Source organism: Parabacteroides sp. KHUB-02, from assembly GCF_056640955.1.
In genome coordinates this window covers 2208940-2225852 of record NZ_JBWQEV010000001.1, presented here as the reverse complement: position 1 = coordinate 2225852, position 16913 = coordinate 2208940, and the positions used below count along the sequence as shown (strand labels likewise).

The window sequence follows — 16913 nt, the reverse complement described above, 5'->3', positions numbered from 1 at the left end:
AGGGAAAATGAGTCATTTAAAAATCTCAAATGTAAAGATTGCGGGAATTACGTCATGTGTTCCTAAAATGATTGAGGAAAATAAGGAATTGTCTTTTTTTAAAAAGGGTGAGGCTGAAAAAGTGATAGCTTCTACAGGCATTGAGCGTAGACGTATTGCGGATGTGGATACGACTTCTGCGGATTTATGTTATGACGCAGCTGAAGATTTGCTCATGGGGCTGAACTGGAGACGGGATGAGATTGATTGCCTGATATTCGTGACCCAAACTCCGGATTATATATTACCCTCAAATGCTTGTATTATGCAAGGACGTTTAGGCCTAAAAACGGAATGTTATACATTAGATATATCTTATGGTTGTCCGGGTTGGGTTTATGGAATGAGTGTTGTTGCTTCTCTTTTATCATCTGGGTATATGAAGAAGGCTTTGTTGCTGGTTGGTGATACGCCTACGAAATTCAAATCAAGGAATGATAAGACCGCTTGGCCTTTATTTGGAGATGCGGGAACAGCAACGGCCTTAGAGTATTCGGAAGAATCGGATGATATGTTTTTTACGTTTGCGACAGAAGGGAAATCTTACCGTTCAATTATTGTTAAAGATGGTGGAGCACGGAATCCTGTAACTGAAAATTCATTGAAAGAAGTGGTTTATGGGGAAGGCATTGCTCGGCGACCATTAGATAGTGAAATGGATGGAATGTCTGTTTTTGCATTTGGGTTAAAAAGAGCACCGGAGTCGGTTTTGGATATTCTTAGCTTTGCTTCTTTAGAGGTGAATGAGATAGACTATTTTATATTTCATCAGGCCAATTTATTTATGAATGAGAAGATTCGTAAGAAATTGAAAATTCCGGAGGAAAAGGTTCCTTATTCGTTACGAGATTATGGAAATACAAGTTGTGCTACAATTCCATTGACATTAACCGCTTCGTGTAATGATATGCTTAAGAAAAAACAAAAAGTAATTGCGACAGCTTTTGGAGTAGGATTATCATGGGGTAGCATTTATTTTTCGACAGATTTACGTTATTTATCTTTGATAGAGTATGAGGGAAAACTATAATCCTTTTTCTCTTAAAGGAAAAAGAATTTTGGTAACCGGAGCTTCTTCCGGTATTGGAAAAAGTATAGCCTTAGAATGCAGTCGGATGGGAGCGGACTTGATATTAGTCGCAAGAAATGAAGAACGCTTAATTCGGGCTTTTACAGAGTTAGAGGATGGAGATCATTCTTATTTTAGCTGTGATATAGCGGATTCTCAGTCCATAGAGGACTTGTGTAATCATGTCGGTGTGATTGATGGCTTAGTGCATTCCGCAGGTATGGGATTGACATTGCCGTTTAAGTTTACAACGTATGAGATTTTGAGGAAGATGATGAGTTTGAATTTTGAATCTCCCGTACTATTAACTCAGAAACTGTTGAAATATAAACGAATAAATAAAGGAGCTTCTATTGTGTATCTATCTTCTATCGATGGACCGATTACAGGACATATCGGGAACTCTATTTATGCAGCGTCAAAGTCTGCGATACAGGGAATAGCGAAAGTTCAAGCGGTAGAATTAGCTGCTCAACGAATTCGTGTGAATTGTATACTTCCTGCAAGGGTAGAAACACCCTTTATTCATAGAGATAATATTTCAGAAGAACAGGTTAGTAAGAATCAATTGTCTTATCCTTTGAAGCGCTATGCGAAACCAGAAGAAATCGCTTACTATGCGATTTATCTGCTTTCTAATGCAAGTACTTTTACAACAGGTTCTAGTTTAGCGATAGATGGTGGATATACTTTATTATAATCTTGTTTTGAATTTTTATTCATAAACATATAAATGTCTTCTCATTTGCTATATCCCCGTTCTCCCAAGTCTATCGAAATGTTCTTAGCGGATTATAATATCAATCGTGAAACAGATATAGATTATTTCTTGATTCATCAAGCGAACAAGATGATTGTGGAGCGTATTGTGAAAAAACTGAAGTTGCCCAAAACGAAAGTGCCTTGCAATTTGGAAGAGTTTGAAAACTTAGGAGGTGCTTCGATTCCTTCATTGATGGTAACAAGGATCGCAGATCAACTTAGGACTAAAGAAACGACACTGTTAATGTCTTCGTTTGGACTGGAATTGAGTTGGGGGGCCATGTGGATGAAGACAAAACCGATGGTGGTTTCACAATTAGTAATATTGAAATAAAGGTAATAAAATGAATAAAACAGCTTTGATAACAGGAATAACCGGGCAGGATGGTTCTTTCCTTGCTGAGTTTTTATTGGATAAAGGTTATGATGTACATGGAACGATTCGTCGGTCATCGGTTGATTATCGTGAAAGGATAGCTCATCTTGAGGGGTTGCCCCATTTTCATTTGCACTATGCGGATTTGGGAGATTCAATGAGTATTTTGCAGGTTGTTAAACTTGTTCAACCCAATGAGATTTATAATCTTGCGGCTCAATCTCATGTGCAAGTCTCTTTTGATTCACCAGAGTTTACGGCGAATGTAGATGCGACAGGGGTACTTAGAGTCTTAGAGGCGGTGAGACATTGTGACTTAATAGGTAAATGTCGGATTTATCAAGCCTCTACATCAGAGTTGTATGGAAAAGTTGAGGAAGTTCCTCAGAACGAGAATACCCCTTTTCACCCCTATAGTCCATATGCGGTAGCAAAGCAATATGGATTTTGGATTGTGAAAGAGTATCGTGAGGCTTATAACATGTTTTGTTGCTCGGGTATCCTTTTTAACCATGAGTCAGAACGACGGGGGGAAACGTTTGTAACCCGAAAGATCACGTTAGCAGCAGCTCGCATAGCTCAAGGAAAGCAGGATAAATTGTATTTAGGCAATCTTTCCTCATTGCGCGATTGGGGATATGCCAAGGACTATGTGGAATGTATGTGGCTTATCTTACAGCAAGATACACCTGAGGATTTTGTGATAGCTACAGGAGAACAACATTCTGTCCGAGAGTTTTGCTATGAGGCTTTCAAGGCTGTTGGCATAGATCTGGAATTTAAGGGTGAGGGAGCTAATGAGATAGGAGTGGATAAGTCAACAGGGCGGATATTGATAGAAGTTTCCTCTGATTTTTATAGGCCTACGGATGTGGTGAATTTGTGGGGAGACCCAACAAAGGCAAAGCAAAAATTAGGCTGGGATCCAGCAAGGATGACCTCGTTTAAGGATTTGGTGAGAATCATGGTTGAGGCGGATATGGCAAAAGTAGCTGCTGAACGTGCGGGTGAGCAGGTTAAGTTAAATCTAGCGGAGTATTTGGAAAAGGGTATTGTGAAGTGATATGGAAAAGAACGCTAAGATATTTGTCGCAGGCCATCGAGGAATGGTGGGAAGTGCGATCGTTAGAGAATTGAAACGACAGGGATATACCAATATAATTACTCGCACGCATGCGGAGTTAGATCTTCTTCGGCAGGTAGATGTGGAGAATTTTTTTGAGGCTGAGTGCCCGGAATATGTTTTTCTTGCGGCAGCTAAAGTGGGAGGGATTATGGCTAATCAGAACTCGCTTGCTGATTTCATGTATGAGAATATGATGCTTGAAATGAATGTAATTCATTCCGCATGGAATACAGGGTGTAAAAAATTGGAATTTCTTGGTTCTTCGTGTATCTACCCGAGGTTAGCCCCTCAACCAATGAAAGAAAGCTGTTTGTTAACTTCGGAATTGGAGAAAACAAATGAGGCGTATGCGCTTGCAAAAATATCAGGATTGAAATATTGTGAGTTTCTCAATAGACAATATGGTACAGACTTTATTAGTGTGATGCCGACCAATTTATATGGTCCAAATGACAATTATCATCCAACCCATAGCCATGTTCTACCCGCTTTAATTCGTCGTTTTCATGAGGCTAAGGAAAAGAAACTTCCTTCTGTGGTGTGTTGGGGTGATGGAAGTCCTTTGAGAGAGTTCTTATATGTGGATGATTTGGCGAATCTATGTGTTTTCCTGATGAATCATTACAGCGGTAATGAAACAGTAAATGCAGGAACAGGAAAAGAATTGACCATAAAAGAGTTGACTGAGTTAGTGGCAAGAGTGGTTGGATATGATGGTATGATAGAATGGGATTTAACAAAACCGAATGGAACCCCTCGTAAGTTGCTTGATGTGTCGAAGGCGGAAGGTCTTGGCTGGAAATATAAGACAGAACTAGAGGAAGGGATTCGTTTGTCGTATATTGATTTTTTGACAAATCCTATGCGTGCGGAATGTTAGAAATGGTATAAAGACAAAGCATAGTTTAGGAAACAAGCAAATAGCAAGATTAGGGTGTGTCTTCCAAAATTAGGGATTATATGTCGATTATGAAAAAGAGGATAGTTCTAGTTAATCAAAGTTCAGGTTTCTTGGTTGTAGATGATTTGAATGCGTATTGTACTAAATATGATTGTGTGAGTATTCTTTGTGCAGGAATAAAGGAAGGCGTACGTTCAATTAACCCTAAAGTGCAAATAGATAAGATATGTAAATATAATAAAGCTAGTACTTTAAGAAGATTATTGACTTGGTCTTTGGGGACTATTCAGGTTTTATTTAAACTCCTTTTCAAATATAGAAATTTTGAAGTTGTATATTATACAAACCCTCCTATGGCATGTTTCTCCGCATTATTGTTGAGAAATAAGTTTAGGATTGTAGAGTATGATATATATCCCAATGCCCTTGAAGCTATAGGAATCTCAGATAGGCATATTATATATAGGATTTGGAAATCAATAAAAAAGAAGCTATATGCAAAAGCAGATGCTATTTATACTCTTAGTGAGGGAATGAAAGAGATATTGCTTGAGTATGGTGAGGCTGAAAAGATAAAGGTGGTACCATTGTGGTCTGCATCTGATGATTTTAAGCCTATATGCAAAGAACAGAATCCATTTGTTAAAGAACATCATCTTGAAAATAAATTTGTGGTGATGTATTCAGGAAACATTGGTTATACACACAGTGTGGAATGTCTTATTGAAGTAGCTAAAAATATGCAAACTGATAATGATGTTAAATTCTTAATGATAGGTGAGGGGAAAAAGAAAACGGATTTAGTGGCTCAAGCCGAAGAGTTAAATCTTCGTAATATAACTTTTTTGCCTCTTCAGGATTTTAATGTATTACCATATTCGTTAGCTTCTGCAGATTTGGGTATAATTACCCTTGATGAAAATGTATCAAGGGTCAGTGTTCCAAGTAAGACTTTTAACTTAATGGCTGTAGGTGTTCCTCTTCTTGCCATTTCTAATAATGATACAGAGATGTTTCGTTTGATTAGTAAGTACCAGAATGGTCGTTGTATTTCGAAGTCAAATGTGGATGATATTGTTGCTTATATCCGAGAATTAAAATCGGACAAAATGCTAAAACAAAAGTATTGTAATAATTCATTATTGGCTTCAAAGGATTTTACGTTTAAAAATTCAGAATTATATCTGTGATGTATTACTGCGATTTTTAATTTAGATCAGCTAGAGGCACAATCCTTTGCTTTAATGGGAATGTCCTAAATTGTTATATTTTGTATGTTATGTATTTGAAATTTAAGCGTTTATTTGACTTTTTTATTTCCTTCGCTATATTGTTGCTTTTATTTCCTCTTTTTATCATAGTTGCTGTTTTAATAAAGTTGGATTCGAAAGGCCCTATTTTTTATTTGCAAAGTAGAGTTGGTGAAAATGGGCGTGTTTTTAGGATTTATAAATTGCGTACGATGACAAATAAGGAGAGAGATCCTAATGTGAAACAAACGTATTTGCAAGATCCGGATATTACAAGAATAGGGGGACTTTTAAGGCGTTTTAAGATTGACGAGTTGCCTCAAATATGGAATGTGTTTATTGGTGATATGTCTTTAGTTGGCCCTCGCCCTGCGTTACCGAGTTTATATGAGAAATTTGGAGAAATTGCAAAGAAACGATGTGAAGTTAGGCCGGGAATGACAGGTTGGGCGCAAGTTAATGGTAATATCTATCTTCCTTGGGAAGAGCGTTTATGCTTGGATCGTGAGTATGTTGACCGTATGTCGTTTATGTTGGATTTGAGGATTCTTGTCAAGACCGTGGCGATTGTTTTGTTTGGAGAAGAAAAATATATTAAGAAATGAGGGTTGGATTGATTGGTAGTGTTGGCAGTAGTTTGCTGACGTTACAAAAGTTGGTGGAATATTCATTTAATGTTGTTGGAGTTTGGGGGTATGAACCTCACTCGACTTTAAATGTAAGTGGTTATTGTTCGATGCGTAGATTTGCGGAAGATAATCATCTTTCTTATTATCCTTTCATAAAAATAAATTCGAACGATATCAAGGAGCAAATTAGGAACGCTTCGGTTGATATTCTTTTTGTGGTTGGTGTCTCTCAGTTGGTTGATGAAGATATTATAAGATTACCTCGATTGGCTTGTGTAGGATTTCATCCAACGAAGTTGCCAAAAGGACGGGGTCGGGCTCCTATGGCTTGGCTGATATTGGACAAGGGAGAAGGTGCGGCAACTTTTTTTAAAATAGACACAAATGCTGATGAAGGGGATATTTTTGTGCAGGAACCTTTTTCTATAAGGGAAGATGATGATGTTACTTCTATTGGTGTTAAGTTGAAAGAGGCTATGGTTCGGGCTTTGGATCGTTGGCTTCCTTCTTTGTCTTCTGTCGGATTAAAAGGGATTCCTCAAGATGGGAAGGCGGCTACTTTCTATGCTAGGCGGGCTCCTTTGGATGGTTGTATAGATTGGTCGAACACGGCAAAAGATATTGATCGTTTGATAAAGGCTAGTACATCGCCTCATCCCGGGGCTTTCTCTTTCTATGGTAATAATAAGGTTCTGGTATGGAAATCAAATTATTATGCTGCTGGATATGCGAAAGGTGTTATTGGTCGTGTAGTGAATTTCAATAATGATAATCCTGTTGTTCAAACAGCTGATGGTTATGTTGAATTGGTGAAATATAACATGGTTGATTATTTGGATAGACCTGTCGATGAGCATTTGGTTGTAGGTTCTAGATTAGGCTATTATGATCAATATGAGATTTTCCGTTTGCGGAATGAGATAGAAATGATAAAGCAAGATTTAACGTTGTTGAAAAATGAAAAATAATGTTTTGTTTATCGCACCTCATGCGGATGATGAAATATTGGGCTGTGGGGCAACTATTTATAAGATGATACAAGAAGGTCATAATGTGTATGTGCTGATTATGACAAATGCCAGTAAATCTGATCCAAATATTTTTTCCGAAAAAGGTATTCAGCGTGTTAGAACAGAGGCACTGGAAGCTCATCGTTTACTAGGTGTAAAACAGACCTTTTTCTTTGATTTTCCAGCTCCTGCATTAGATCAATATCCAGGTTATATCATGTCTCGTGAAGTTTCAAAATGTATATCCGAAAATCAAATAGATACAGTGTTTATTCCCCATAGAGGAGATATACATAAAGATCATCGGATGGTCTTTGACAGTGTATTAGTCGCTTGTCGTCCTGTTGGAGATTATACGGTTAAGCGAGTTTATACCTATGAAACGTTATCTGAAACTGAATGGGCTGCTCCTTATGCGGATGATGCTTTTATTCCCACGGTGTTCATTCCTTGTAGTCAAGATGGAATGAAAATGAAATTGAGAGCGATGGAGTGTTATCAATCTCAACTAAGGCGGTTCCCTAGTTCTCGTTCTTTAGAGGCTTTGGAAGCTTTGGCGAAATATAGAGGTGCTACAATTAGCGTAGAAAGAGCTGAGGCTTTTATGCTGATCCGAAGTATTTTCTAAAATCACAATAATAATGAATAAACGAATTTACCTTTGCCTTGCTCACATGAGTGGCAAAGAACAAATGTATATCAAAGAAGCCTTTGATACGAACTGGGTCGTGCCTCTAGGTCCGAACGTGAATGGATTTGAGAAAGATCTGGAGGAATTCGTGGGTGAAGGTAAACATGTGGTGGCTCTGTCTGCCGGTACTGCCGCAGTGCATCTGGCGTTGCTTGCCTGTGGCGTGAAGCCGGGGGATGAGGTGCTGGTACAGAGCTTTACCTTCTGTGCTTCCTCGCATCCGATCACTTATTTGGGGGCTACGCCTGTGTTCGTGGACTCGGAGGTGGATACTTGGAATATGGATCCTGTGTTGTTGGAAGAGGCGATTCAAGATCGTTTCGAGAAGACGGGAAAAACACCGAAAGCGATTGTACCGGTGGCCTTATATGGGATGCCTTATAAGGTGGATGAGATTATGGCTGTCGCTGATCGGTATGGGATTCCGATCATAGAGGATGCGGCGGAGGGTTTTGGCTCTCGTTATGATGGACGTATGTTGGGTACGTTTGGAAAATATGGGGTGCTGTCGTTCAATGGGAATAAGATGATTACGACCAGTGGTGGTGGTGCGTTGATTTGTCCGGACGGGGAGGCTAAGCGGGAGATCATGTTCTACGCTACGCAGGCTCGGGAGGCTTATCCGTATTACCAGCATGAGCGGATCGGGTATAATTACCGGATGTCGAATATTTGTGCGGGTATCGGGCGTGGTCAGATGACGGTGGCTGACGCTCATGTGGCTCATCATAAGCATACGTGTGATTTATATCGGGAGCTGTTGAAGGATGTGAGAGGGATCACCTTGCATGAGAATCCTTCCGGTCGTTTTGATAGTAATTATTGGTTGAATACGATTGTCTTGGATCCTTTATTGAGGGTGAAAGGGCAGGAGAATGCTTATCAAGCAACGGTACAAGGTGCTGTTGGTGGTGCGGGCGGTGTGACTCACGCAGCGGTTAACGCACATACGGATTGCGAGCCGAATGCCAATGTTGAGGCGATGCGTGTGGGACTTGATGCGATGGGTATAGAATCCCGCCCTTTGTGGAAGCCGATGCATAAGCAACCTGTCTATAAAGATTGCCCGGCTTACGTGAATGGGGTGAGCGAATCTTTGTTTAAGGTCGGGTTGTGCTTGCCTTCCGGCCCCTATGTGACGGATGAGGATGTGGCTTATATTGTGGATTGTATAAAGAAGAATATTTGTTACAATTGAGAGCAAATGTACTCTAATATTTTTATCGGAAAAGTTAGTGTTAAGATGATAAATGATTATTTTTATTTTCAGTAAAATAATCATTATGGATATATCTCGTAACTATCATCTGGAAGACAAAGTTGAGTACATCATTGCTTTGGTAAATGAAGAGCGTATGATCCGTCTGAGCGGGGTGAAGGGAATCGAGATCCGGTTCACGGGATTGCGAGACGGGGAGAAGTTGTATGAGGAGGTGCTCAATGAGGATGAGACCTCCAAGCCTACTTTTCATCCGAAGATCAAGATCGCCCAAGTCCGTGCGTATGATTATGCGGACGCCAATCTGCGGATTGATGCCTTGGTACGTGCTTGTGCCGTGGAGGGGGATATGCAGATCGTGAAGCGGATGAAGGAGATCGTTCCCGAGTTCAAGAGCCAGCATTCTAAATATGAGGTTCTGGATAAATGAATTGTAGAAAAATAAATAAGATGTAAAAAGAAGGTCTCTCATTGCGGGGGGCCTTTTTTTATGAGATAAGCGTTGTCTTTGGGATAGTATTTCGTATTTTTGCTCATACAATTTAATTAGTGTTGTTTGTGATAAGATGAAGGAATGAGTATGGTACGAATAAGAAAGATATTGCTGGTTGTTGTGTCTGTGTTGGTCGGGATCTTTTTCATACTTCCCTTGATCGGGGTTGGTATACTGAAATGGGCGGTCTTACCTCCGGAGAAGCTGACACCGCTGGTCGTAGAAAAAACAAACGAATTCATAGAGGCGCACTTGGAATGTGAGCGGGTGGAGTTGACTTATTTCGAGACGTATCCTTATCTGGGAGTGAAGTTGACAAATGGGCGTTTGATCTCACATCAGGCTGAGGATTCTATAGAACATCAGGAGGATTTGATGATTCCTTCGGATTCTTTGCTGTCTTTCAAAAAAGCGATCGTCGTATTTAACCCTACGGATTATCTGTTTAGCGGGAAAGTGACGATTCCTCGGGTTATCATGGATAGTATCCGTTTTTATGGTTATGTGAATGAGGAGGGAAAGGCGAATTGGGAGATTTATCAAAGTGAGATGGATTCGGTAGATGAATCATCGTCATCTCCATTGCCTAAAATAGATTTGCAGCAAGTGCATATTACGAATGGGCATTTTGTCTATGATGACCGGCAGCAGGATTTATATACGGCGATCGATGGTTTCTTTTTACATATAGACGGCCTTTTGACCCAACGAGGAAATAAGTTGGATGTGGAGACCGGTTCTTCCTCGATCGTATTCCGTAGCCCGTCTTATTCTTTGGCGAATAAGTTAGCGTTACGCTTCAAGGGACGTTTGTTGTTGGCTGACGGACTTCACCGGATTGGGTTGAGGGACGCGGAGTTGCTGGTGAATAACCTGCCTTTTACGGCGGATGGCTTTATGGTGCCGGCTACCGAGGATAATCCGTCACGGATCGATATGACTTTCGGGTTGAAGGTTTCCGATATGAATGATCTCTTACATTTTATTCCGGATGAATATTTTAAGGATCGGGATAAAACACTTGCTGAGGGACGTATTATTTTGGAAGGGGATATCCGTGGAGAATTAGGGGATAGTATCGTTCCGACCGTGAACTTATGCTGCAAGATAGAGGATGGTTCTTATCATGTAAAAGGTATTGAACAGGGGATTGATACCTTGCGCATGGACGTGGATTTACATTTGAATGGCGCTTACCCGGATTCTTCGTATGTCTCTTTGGAGGAGCTGACATTGATCGGGTTGAATACCTCGCTGACCATGAGTGGCGAGGTTAGGGATATCTGGAGGAATCCCGCGATTCGGGCGGAGATGAAAGGGCAGGTCGATTTTACCCGTTTGGCTAAAGAGTTCTTGAATCCCGACACACTGCTGCTGGAGGGTACCGTGATGGCTGATTTATCTACGGTGTTTAAGGTGGATGATATCGTGAATAGCCGCTTCGCCAAGGTCAAATCATCCGGCAATTTGACGGTTGATCGCTTCAAGGCGTTTAGTAAGCCGTTAGGCGTGGATATGTATATCGCTGGGGCGAATCTGTTTGTAGGATCTACGGAAAATGAAAGTAAATATCTGAATGCGAAAGGATTGTTGAGCGCTAATCTATCGGTGGATACCTTGAATATAAAGTATAAGGATGAGATCAGTACGAATATCGGTGGATTGAAGATGGTAGCCAATACGACGCCGGTTATTGATACAACGGCTGTTATCCCTATGACTGCAGGGTTGGAATTTGATCATTTGCGCACCAAGTTGCCGGATTCTACCTGGATGGTGGCCGGTAAGACCGTGTTGAAAGGGGGCATCAAGGCTTCTTCTACAGATAAGCGGATCCCTATGGCGGGAGCTACGATCTCGGTGGACACCTTAAAATATATTCTTATCCCTTTACGGACGGGTATGGTTCTGACGGAAAGCCAGTTCTCTTTGGAAGCATTACCTTATCGGCAAGCGATTCGTCAACAACGTGAATGCCGTATCGCCGCCGGTGATACCTTGCGCAGGCGCACGCAGACCACCCGAAGGGCGAATAGACAGCGGTCGCAAGTGGATTCGGTCGCTTCCTCAAACAGTGTCTTACGCCAATGGGAGGCTCGGGGACAAGTGAGGTTTAAGCAATTGAGGGGCTTTAGCCGCTTATTCCCCATTCCGATGTATATTGATGAGACAAGCGTGAATTTCAATACTAACAATATGACGTTGAGTGGTGCCCGCCTGCATTTAGGAAAGAGCGATCTTACTTTGAGCGGAGAGCTTAGCGGCATCCGGCGGGCCATGCTACGGGGAGGAAAGCTGAAAGCGAATTTCGAGTTGGAATCCGATCTGATCGATTGTAACCAGTTGATGCTAGCTATAGGTAAAGGTTTGCAGTTTTCTGATCAATTGGCATCCAACTCGGTTAGGGCCTTCTCGGAAGACAGTATCTCCGTACTGGAGACGGATCATCTATTAGCGAATACCGTGGATAGTGTCGCTACGGATTCGATCTCTCAACTATTTGTCGTTCCGAAATTCTTGGATCTGACGCTTCATACAAATGCTAAAAAAATAGATTTTAAGGATCTGAAGTTGGAGGATGTGAAAGGTGAGGTTGTAATCCGGGATCAAAGTATCAATCTGAGCGATTTATGTATGAGTTCGAATATCGGTTCCGGAGATCTGACGATGGTTTATACGACCAAAACAGATCAAGAGGCGACTATGGGATTTGAGTTGTCCTTAAATGATATTTTAGTGGAACGGTTAATCAGTTTATTCCCGGATATCGACACATTGGTCCCTATGCTTCGTTCGTTCGAAGGCATGGTAGATTGCCAGATGACGGCTACTTGCAAGGCGGATTCTACGATGTCCGTGTTGCTACCGTCTGTAAATGCCTCTTGCTACCTGAGCGGAAAGAATATGGTGCTGCTGGATGGTGAGACATTTACCGAGATATCGAAGACGCTGATGTTCAAGAATAAAAAACGGAATATGATCGATAGTATAGCGGTAGATTTAGCGATCCATGATAACAAGATCGAGGTATTCCCATTCTTGGTGGAGATGGACCGGTATAAAGTAGCCGTAGGAGGAACGCATAATTTGGATATGACGTTCGATTACCATCTCTCGGTTTTAAAATCGCCGGTACCGTTTAAGTTGGGTATCGATATAAAAGGGAATCTGGATGATTTCAAGTTCAAGATAGTGAAATGTAAATATAAAGATTTCTTGAAACCTGCCAAGCAAGCGGAACTGGATAGTACCCGCAGGAATGTGCGTGAGGAGATACGCGAGACGATCCGGAAACAAATAAGAGAGGCCGCTCCCGAATTAGGAAACAGCCTCTCTGAGATTCATCCACATACACACGGTCACGTTGAGGAATCAACGTGATCCATACATTTGCTCGTAATATTTCATGTAATCTCCACCGGTGATATCCTCTACCCATTTTTGGTTCTCAAGATACCAACGGATGGTTTTTACGATACCGACCTCGAAGCAGGTCTCTGGTGTCCAGCCTAATTCGTTGGTAATCTTCGTCGGGTCGATGGCGTATCGTTGATCATGGCCCAGACGGTCTTTTACGAATGTAATCAAACTGTCGTTGATCCAGTCGATAGAGATTTGTCCATTGGCACCGATCTCTTTTTTCTTTAATACTTGGCGATATTCCGGTTGTTCGGTCATTAGTTGATGGATCGTCCGGATCGTGAGTTTCACGATCTCGATGTTCTGCTTCTCGTTATGACCGCCTACGTTGTAAACCTCTCCCACACGCCCGTGGTGGATTACGGCGTCGATCGCCTTGCAATGATCCTCTACATATAACCAGTCGCGTACGTTTGTGCCGTCACCATATACAGGTAGGGATTTACCTTCCAATATGTTCTTTATGATTAAGGGAATCAATTTTTCCGGGAAATGGTAAGGTCCGTAGTTGTTGGAACAACGGGTAATAGATACCGGCATCTTATATGTCTCGTGATAAGCCTTTACGAATAAGTCCGCGCTTGTCTTGGAGGCGCTGTACGGGCTTCGGGGATCTAAAGGCGTGGTCTCGTGGAAATACCCTTCGGCACCTAGGCTTCCATAGACCTCATCGGTAGAGACTTGATGGAAACGTACACCTTCACGCCATACCGGATAACCTGTCTCGGCCTTACCGGTAACCCATGCTTTTCGTGCGGCGTCCAATAGGTTTTGTGTACCGAGGATGTTGGTTTGCAGGAATAGCTGGGGATTTTCGATGCTTCGGTCTACATGACTTTCAGCGGCGAAGTTCACGACATAATCGAAGTTGTATTTCTCGAATAGCTGGTTGGCCAAGGCACGGTCGCAAATATCGCCTTTCACGAACTCGCAACGTACTCCATCGATATCCTCGGCGATGGTGCCTAAATTACCTGCGTAAGTCAGCAAGTCTAGGACAACGATCTTGATATCGTCATATTTCGCCAGCATATGTTTGATAAAATTGGCACCGATAAAACCGGCGGCACCGGTAACTAGGTAAGTTTTCATATCTGTACAGTGTTTAGTATTTGAAATTAAGCTCAGCGTCTTTCAGCGATGGAGCCTTGGTGTCTTTCTCGGATAGGTTGATCGATTCCGGATCTGTGATGCTCCAATCTACATGGACCGTGGGATCGTCATAGCGGATTCCCCGTTCATGTGTCGGAGTATATGGATTATCTACTTTATAGGTAAAGATAGCCTCGTCACTTAATACATGGAATCCGTGGGCGAATCCCTGTGGAATGAATAACTGGCGTTTATTCTCGTCCGATAACTCTACAGCTACATATTTGCCGAATGTGGGGGAGCCTTCACGTACATCTACGGCTACATCCAATACCCGTCCTTTGATCACCCGGACTAATTTAGATTGAGAATAGGGCGCTAGCTGATAGTGTAATCCTCGTAATACGCCTTTAGAGGAGCAAGATTCGTTGTCCTGCACGAACTGGATTTTTCCGATATGCTCCTCGAATTCCGCTTGCTTAAAAGCTTCCATAAAGTATCCGCGCGCATCTTTCAATACCTTTGGCTCAATGATCCATACGCCCGGTATTACAGTTTCTGTATAAGTCATTTTTTCGTTATTTATCTATTTGATAGGCAAAGGTAAGCTCATTTTCTCTACTTCTATAATATTCGGAGGGAAAAATAAAAAAGAAAGGAAAAGTTTGGTAATTCCAATATTATTCTCTTTCTTTGCACTCGCAAAACGAAAGTAGTTGTTTTGTGTTGAAATTATGGTTCCTTGGATGAGTGGCTTAGTCAGCGGTCTGCAAAACCGTGTACGGCGGTTCGAATCCGCCAGGAACCTCTTGGTAATTGAAAATTACTTTTATTTTTGATTGATTCGGTTCCTTGGATGAGTGGCTTAGTCAGTGGTCTGCAAAACCATGTACGGCGGTTCGAATCCGCCAGGAACCTCGGAGGAAAGCCTCGAAGTTGTTTGTAATGAACGCTTCGAGGCTTTTTTTGTTTTGTCCGTCCGTAACTCTCGCCGGGTTGTCGGGCGGTTCGCTGTTTTCATGGCTTCCCTTGGCCGGATCCTTAGGGGGATTTGTGGTTTTCCTCTTGAGGTATTCATCTTCTAATGGCTGTTGCATGATCGTCCACCATCCGTTGCATGATCATGCAACAGATGGTGGATAATGAATGTCTCAGGAGGAAAGGCGTAATAGGACAAGGGAAGATCCTTTAAAAGTATCGTGATAAGGAAGAATATTTGCCCAGTGTGTTTATGCTTCCCGAATTTATTACTACCTTTGCGCCACTCAATTAAATAATCATAATTGCATGCACGAGAAACTTATTATTCTTGATTTCGGCTCGCAAACAACCCAGCTTATCGGCCGTAGGGTCAGAGAGTTGAATATGTATTGTGAGATCGTTCCTTATAACAAATTCCCGCATGACGCTACCGACGTGAAAGGTGTGATCCTTTCCGGAAGTCCTTATTCCGTATACGACGAGAATGCCTTTAAGGCTGATTTGACCGAGATACGGGGGAAGTATCCCGTCTTAGGTATTTGTTATGGAGCGCAGTTTCTAGCTTATACATCCGGAGGTAATGTTGAACCGGCTAATTCACGTGAGTATGGACGTGCTAATTTGTCGCACATTGATGGTGAGGATGAATTACTGAAAGGGATCCATGTGGGTTCACAGATATGGATGTCTCATGGGGATACGATTACCGTATTGCCGGATAATTTCAAGGTGATCGCCAGCACGGACGACGTGAGGGCTGCCGCTTACCATGTGGAAGGTGAGCAAACGTGGGGCGTTCAGTTTCATCCGGAAGTATTCCATTCGACAGACGGTACGAAGTTGCTGGATAACTTCTTGAATATTTGCGGATGCGCCAAGGATTGGACACCGGCTTCCTTTATCGAATCTACCGTAGCTGAGTTGAAGGAGCAATTGGGAGATGACAAGGTGATCTTGGCTCTTTCCGGCGGTGTGGATTCATCTGTTACGGCCGTATTGCTGAATAAGGCGATCGGTAAGAACTTGACTTGCATTTTCGTGGATCATGGTTTGCTGCGCAAGAATGAGTTCGAGAACGTAATGAGGGATTATGAGCATTTAGGATTGAACGTGATCGGCGTAAACGCGAAAGATAAGTTCTATAAAGAACTAGCGGGCGTTACGGAACCGGAGAAGAAACGTAAGATCATCGGCAAAGGATTTATCGATGTCTTCGATGAGGAGGCGCATAAGCTGAAAGATATCAAGTGGCTGGGGCAAGGTACGATTTATCCGGATGTGATCGAGTCGCTGTCTATCACAGGTACGGTTATCAAGAGCCATCATAATGTGGGCGGACTTCCGGATACGATGAACTTGAAACTCGTCGAGCCGCTTCGTCTTCTTTTCAAGGATGAGGTTCGCCGTGTCGGTATGGAGTTGGGTATGCAACCGCATTTGATCAAGCGCCATCCGTTCCCGGGACCGGGATTGGGTATCCGTATCTTGGGTGATATCACGCCGGAAAAGGTACGTATCCTGCAAGACGCTGACGATATCTATATGTCATTGATGCGTGAGTGGGGACTTTACGATAAGATTTGGCAAGCTGGGGTAATCTTACTTCCGATTCAATCCGTAGGTGTAATGGGCGATGAGCGTACCTATGAGAATACGGTAGCTTTACGTGCGGTAACTTCCACGGACGCTATGACCGCCGATTGGGCGCAGCTTCCGTACGAGTTCCTCGCCAAAGTTTCCAACGAGATTATCAATAAGGTGAAAGGCGTAAATAGAGTCGTGTACGACATCAGCTCGAAGCCGCCTGCAACCATCGAGTGGGAGTGACATTTGTCTTAGGTATAACAAAGTGTAA

The 16913-nt window shown here is 42.3% G+C and carries 14 protein-coding genes, 2 tRNA genes and 1 pseudogene; 15 read left to right on the top strand and 2 right to left on the bottom strand.

The window, feature by feature from the left end:
- Positions 1 to 7 precede the first annotated feature (7 nt).
- From ACYIA1_RS09750 to ACYIA1_RS09695, 12 genes and pseudogenes are all read left to right on the top strand, one after another.
- A complete protein-coding gene (locus ACYIA1_RS09750; RefSeq protein ID WP_057329455.1) occupies positions 8 to 1069 on the top strand; it encodes a 3-oxoacyl-ACP synthase III family protein in 1062 nt (353 codons plus the stop codon).
- Positions 1053 to 1808: an SDR family NAD(P)-dependent oxidoreductase gene (locus tag ACYIA1_RS09745; protein WP_010183603.1), complete on the top strand. Its 756-nt coding sequence runs from the start codon at positions 1053 to 1055 to the stop codon at positions 1806 to 1808. The genes ACYIA1_RS09750 and ACYIA1_RS09745 overlap by 17 nt, the downstream gene beginning before the upstream one ends.
- 29 nt (positions 1809 to 1837) lie before the next feature.
- Positions 1838 to 2204 (top strand): annotated as a pseudogene (locus ACYIA1_RS09740) (3-oxoacyl-[acyl-carrier-protein] synthase III C-terminal domain-containing protein); the annotation flags it as partial.
- A 10-nt stretch (positions 2205 to 2214) separates the two neighbouring features.
- A complete protein-coding gene (gene gmd / locus ACYIA1_RS09735; protein ID WP_009275876.1) occupies positions 2215 to 3309 on the top strand; it encodes a GDP-mannose 4,6-dehydratase in 1095 nt (364 codons plus the stop codon).
- Between the two features lies 1 nt (position 3310).
- Complete coding sequence (locus tag ACYIA1_RS09730) at positions 3311 to 4252, top strand: GDP-L-fucose synthase family protein (protein WP_009275877.1); 942 nt, start codon at positions 3311 to 3313, stop codon at positions 4250 to 4252.
- Between the two features lie 89 nt (positions 4253 to 4341).
- Positions 4342 to 5463: a glycosyltransferase family 4 protein gene (locus ACYIA1_RS09725; RefSeq protein WP_226769911.1), complete on the top strand. Its 1122-nt coding sequence runs from the start codon at positions 4342 to 4344 to the stop codon at positions 5461 to 5463.
- An 89-nt stretch (positions 5464 to 5552) separates the two neighbouring features.
- Positions 5553 to 6128 (top strand): sugar transferase, encoded by a 576-nt coding sequence (locus ACYIA1_RS09720; RefSeq protein WP_009275879.1) that lies wholly within the window; start codon positions 5553 to 5555, stop codon positions 6126 to 6128.
- Complete coding sequence (locus ACYIA1_RS09715; RefSeq protein WP_480335127.1) at positions 6125 to 7120, top strand: formyltransferase family protein; 996 nt, start codon at positions 6125 to 6127, stop codon at positions 7118 to 7120. The genes ACYIA1_RS09720 and ACYIA1_RS09715 overlap by 4 nt, the downstream gene beginning before the upstream one ends.
- Positions 7110 to 7790, top strand: a complete 681-nt coding sequence (locus tag ACYIA1_RS09710) for a PIG-L deacetylase family protein (protein WP_009275880.1) — start codon at positions 7110 to 7112, stop codon at positions 7788 to 7790. Before ACYIA1_RS09715 ends, ACYIA1_RS09710 begins: the two co-directional genes overlap by 11 nt.
- 13 nt (positions 7791 to 7803) lie before the next feature.
- Entirely contained in the window at positions 7804 to 9051 is a 1248-nt protein-coding gene (locus tag ACYIA1_RS09705; protein WP_480335124.1) for a DegT/DnrJ/EryC1/StrS family aminotransferase, read from the top strand.
- Positions 9052 to 9103: 52 nt separating this feature from the next.
- Positions 9104 to 9502 (top strand): polysaccharide biosynthesis protein, encoded by a 399-nt coding sequence (locus ACYIA1_RS09700; RefSeq protein WP_008778147.1) that lies wholly within the window; start codon positions 9104 to 9106, stop codon positions 9500 to 9502.
- Between the two features lie 144 nt (positions 9503 to 9646).
- The gene (locus tag ACYIA1_RS09695) at positions 9647 to 12946 is read left to right on the top strand and encodes an AsmA-like C-terminal region-containing protein (protein WP_480335122.1); all 3300 of its coding nucleotides are present in this window, start codon (positions 9647 to 9649) and stop codon (positions 12944 to 12946) included.
- Here the strand turns inward: ACYIA1_RS09695 and rfbB are convergent.
- Positions 12938 to 14077 (bottom strand): dTDP-glucose 4,6-dehydratase, encoded by a 1140-nt coding sequence (rfbB, locus tag ACYIA1_RS09690; protein ID WP_048928649.1) that lies wholly within the window; start codon positions 14075 to 14077, stop codon positions 12938 to 12940. The two genes, ACYIA1_RS09695 and rfbB, sit on opposite strands and share 9 nt — an antisense overlap.
- A 13-nt stretch (positions 14078 to 14090) precedes the next feature.
- Positions 14091 to 14648 (bottom strand): dTDP-4-dehydrorhamnose 3,5-epimerase, encoded by a 558-nt coding sequence (gene rfbC / locus ACYIA1_RS09685; RefSeq protein ID WP_036618026.1) that lies wholly within the window; start codon positions 14646 to 14648, stop codon positions 14091 to 14093.
- Between the two features lie 165 nt (positions 14649 to 14813).
- Here rfbC and ACYIA1_RS09680 point away from each other — a divergent pair.
- From ACYIA1_RS09680 to guaA, 3 genes are all read left to right on the top strand, one after another.
- Positions 14814 to 14885, top strand: a tRNA-Cys gene (locus tag ACYIA1_RS09680).
- 38 nt (positions 14886 to 14923) lie between these two features.
- A tRNA-Cys gene (locus ACYIA1_RS09675) sits at positions 14924 to 14995 on the top strand.
- Between the two features lie 369 nt (positions 14996 to 15364).
- Entirely contained in the window at positions 15365 to 16885 is a 1521-nt protein-coding gene (gene guaA / locus ACYIA1_RS09670; protein WP_005854975.1) for a glutamine-hydrolyzing GMP synthase, read from the top strand.
- The last annotated feature ends 28 nt before the right edge of the window (positions 16886 to 16913 follow it).

Excerpts from the sequence above, each read along its gene's own strand:
- ACYIA1_RS09745 (WP_010183603.1), top strand. The coding sequence starts at position 1,053 with ATGAGGGAAAACTATAATCCTTTTTCTCTTAAAGGAAAAAGAATTTTG.
- ACYIA1_RS09715 (WP_480335127.1), top strand. The coding sequence starts at position 6,125 with ATGAGGGTTGGATTGATTGGTAGTGTTGGCAGTAGTTTGCTGACGTTA.
- ACYIA1_RS09710 (WP_009275880.1), top strand. The coding sequence starts at position 7,110 with ATGAAAAATAATGTTTTGTTTATCGCACCTCATGCGGATGATGAAATA.
- gmd (WP_009275876.1), top strand. The coding sequence starts at position 2,215 with ATGAATAAAACAGCTTTGATAACAGGAATAACCGGGCAGGATGGTTCT.
- ACYIA1_RS09700 (WP_008778147.1), top strand. The coding sequence starts at position 9,104 with ATGATTATTTTTATTTTCAGTAAAATAATCATTATGGATATATCTCGT.
- ACYIA1_RS09695 (WP_480335122.1), top strand. The coding sequence starts at position 9,647 with ATGAGTATGGTACGAATAAGAAAGATATTGCTGGTTGTTGTGTCTGTG.
- ACYIA1_RS09750 (WP_057329455.1), top strand. The coding sequence starts at position 8 with ATGAGTCATTTAAAAATCTCAAATGTAAAGATTGCGGGAATTACGTCA.
- rfbB (WP_048928649.1), bottom strand. The coding sequence starts at position 14,077 with ATGAAAACTTACCTAGTTACCGGTGCCGCCGGTTTTATCGGTGCCAAT.
- rfbC (WP_036618026.1), bottom strand. The coding sequence starts at position 14,648 with ATGACTTATACAGAAACTGTAATACCGGGCGTATGGATCATTGAGCCA.
- guaA (WP_005854975.1), top strand. The coding sequence starts at position 15,365 with ATGCACGAGAAACTTATTATTCTTGATTTCGGCTCGCAAACAACCCAG.
- ACYIA1_RS09725 (WP_226769911.1), top strand. The coding sequence starts at position 4,342 with ATGAAAAAGAGGATAGTTCTAGTTAATCAAAGTTCAGGTTTCTTGGTT.
- ACYIA1_RS09705 (WP_480335124.1), top strand. The coding sequence starts at position 7,804 with ATGAATAAACGAATTTACCTTTGCCTTGCTCACATGAGTGGCAAAGAA.
- ACYIA1_RS09730 (WP_009275877.1), top strand. The coding sequence starts at position 3,311 with ATGGAAAAGAACGCTAAGATATTTGTCGCAGGCCATCGAGGAATGGTG.
- ACYIA1_RS09720 (WP_009275879.1), top strand. The coding sequence starts at position 5,553 with ATGTATTTGAAATTTAAGCGTTTATTTGACTTTTTTATTTCCTTCGCT.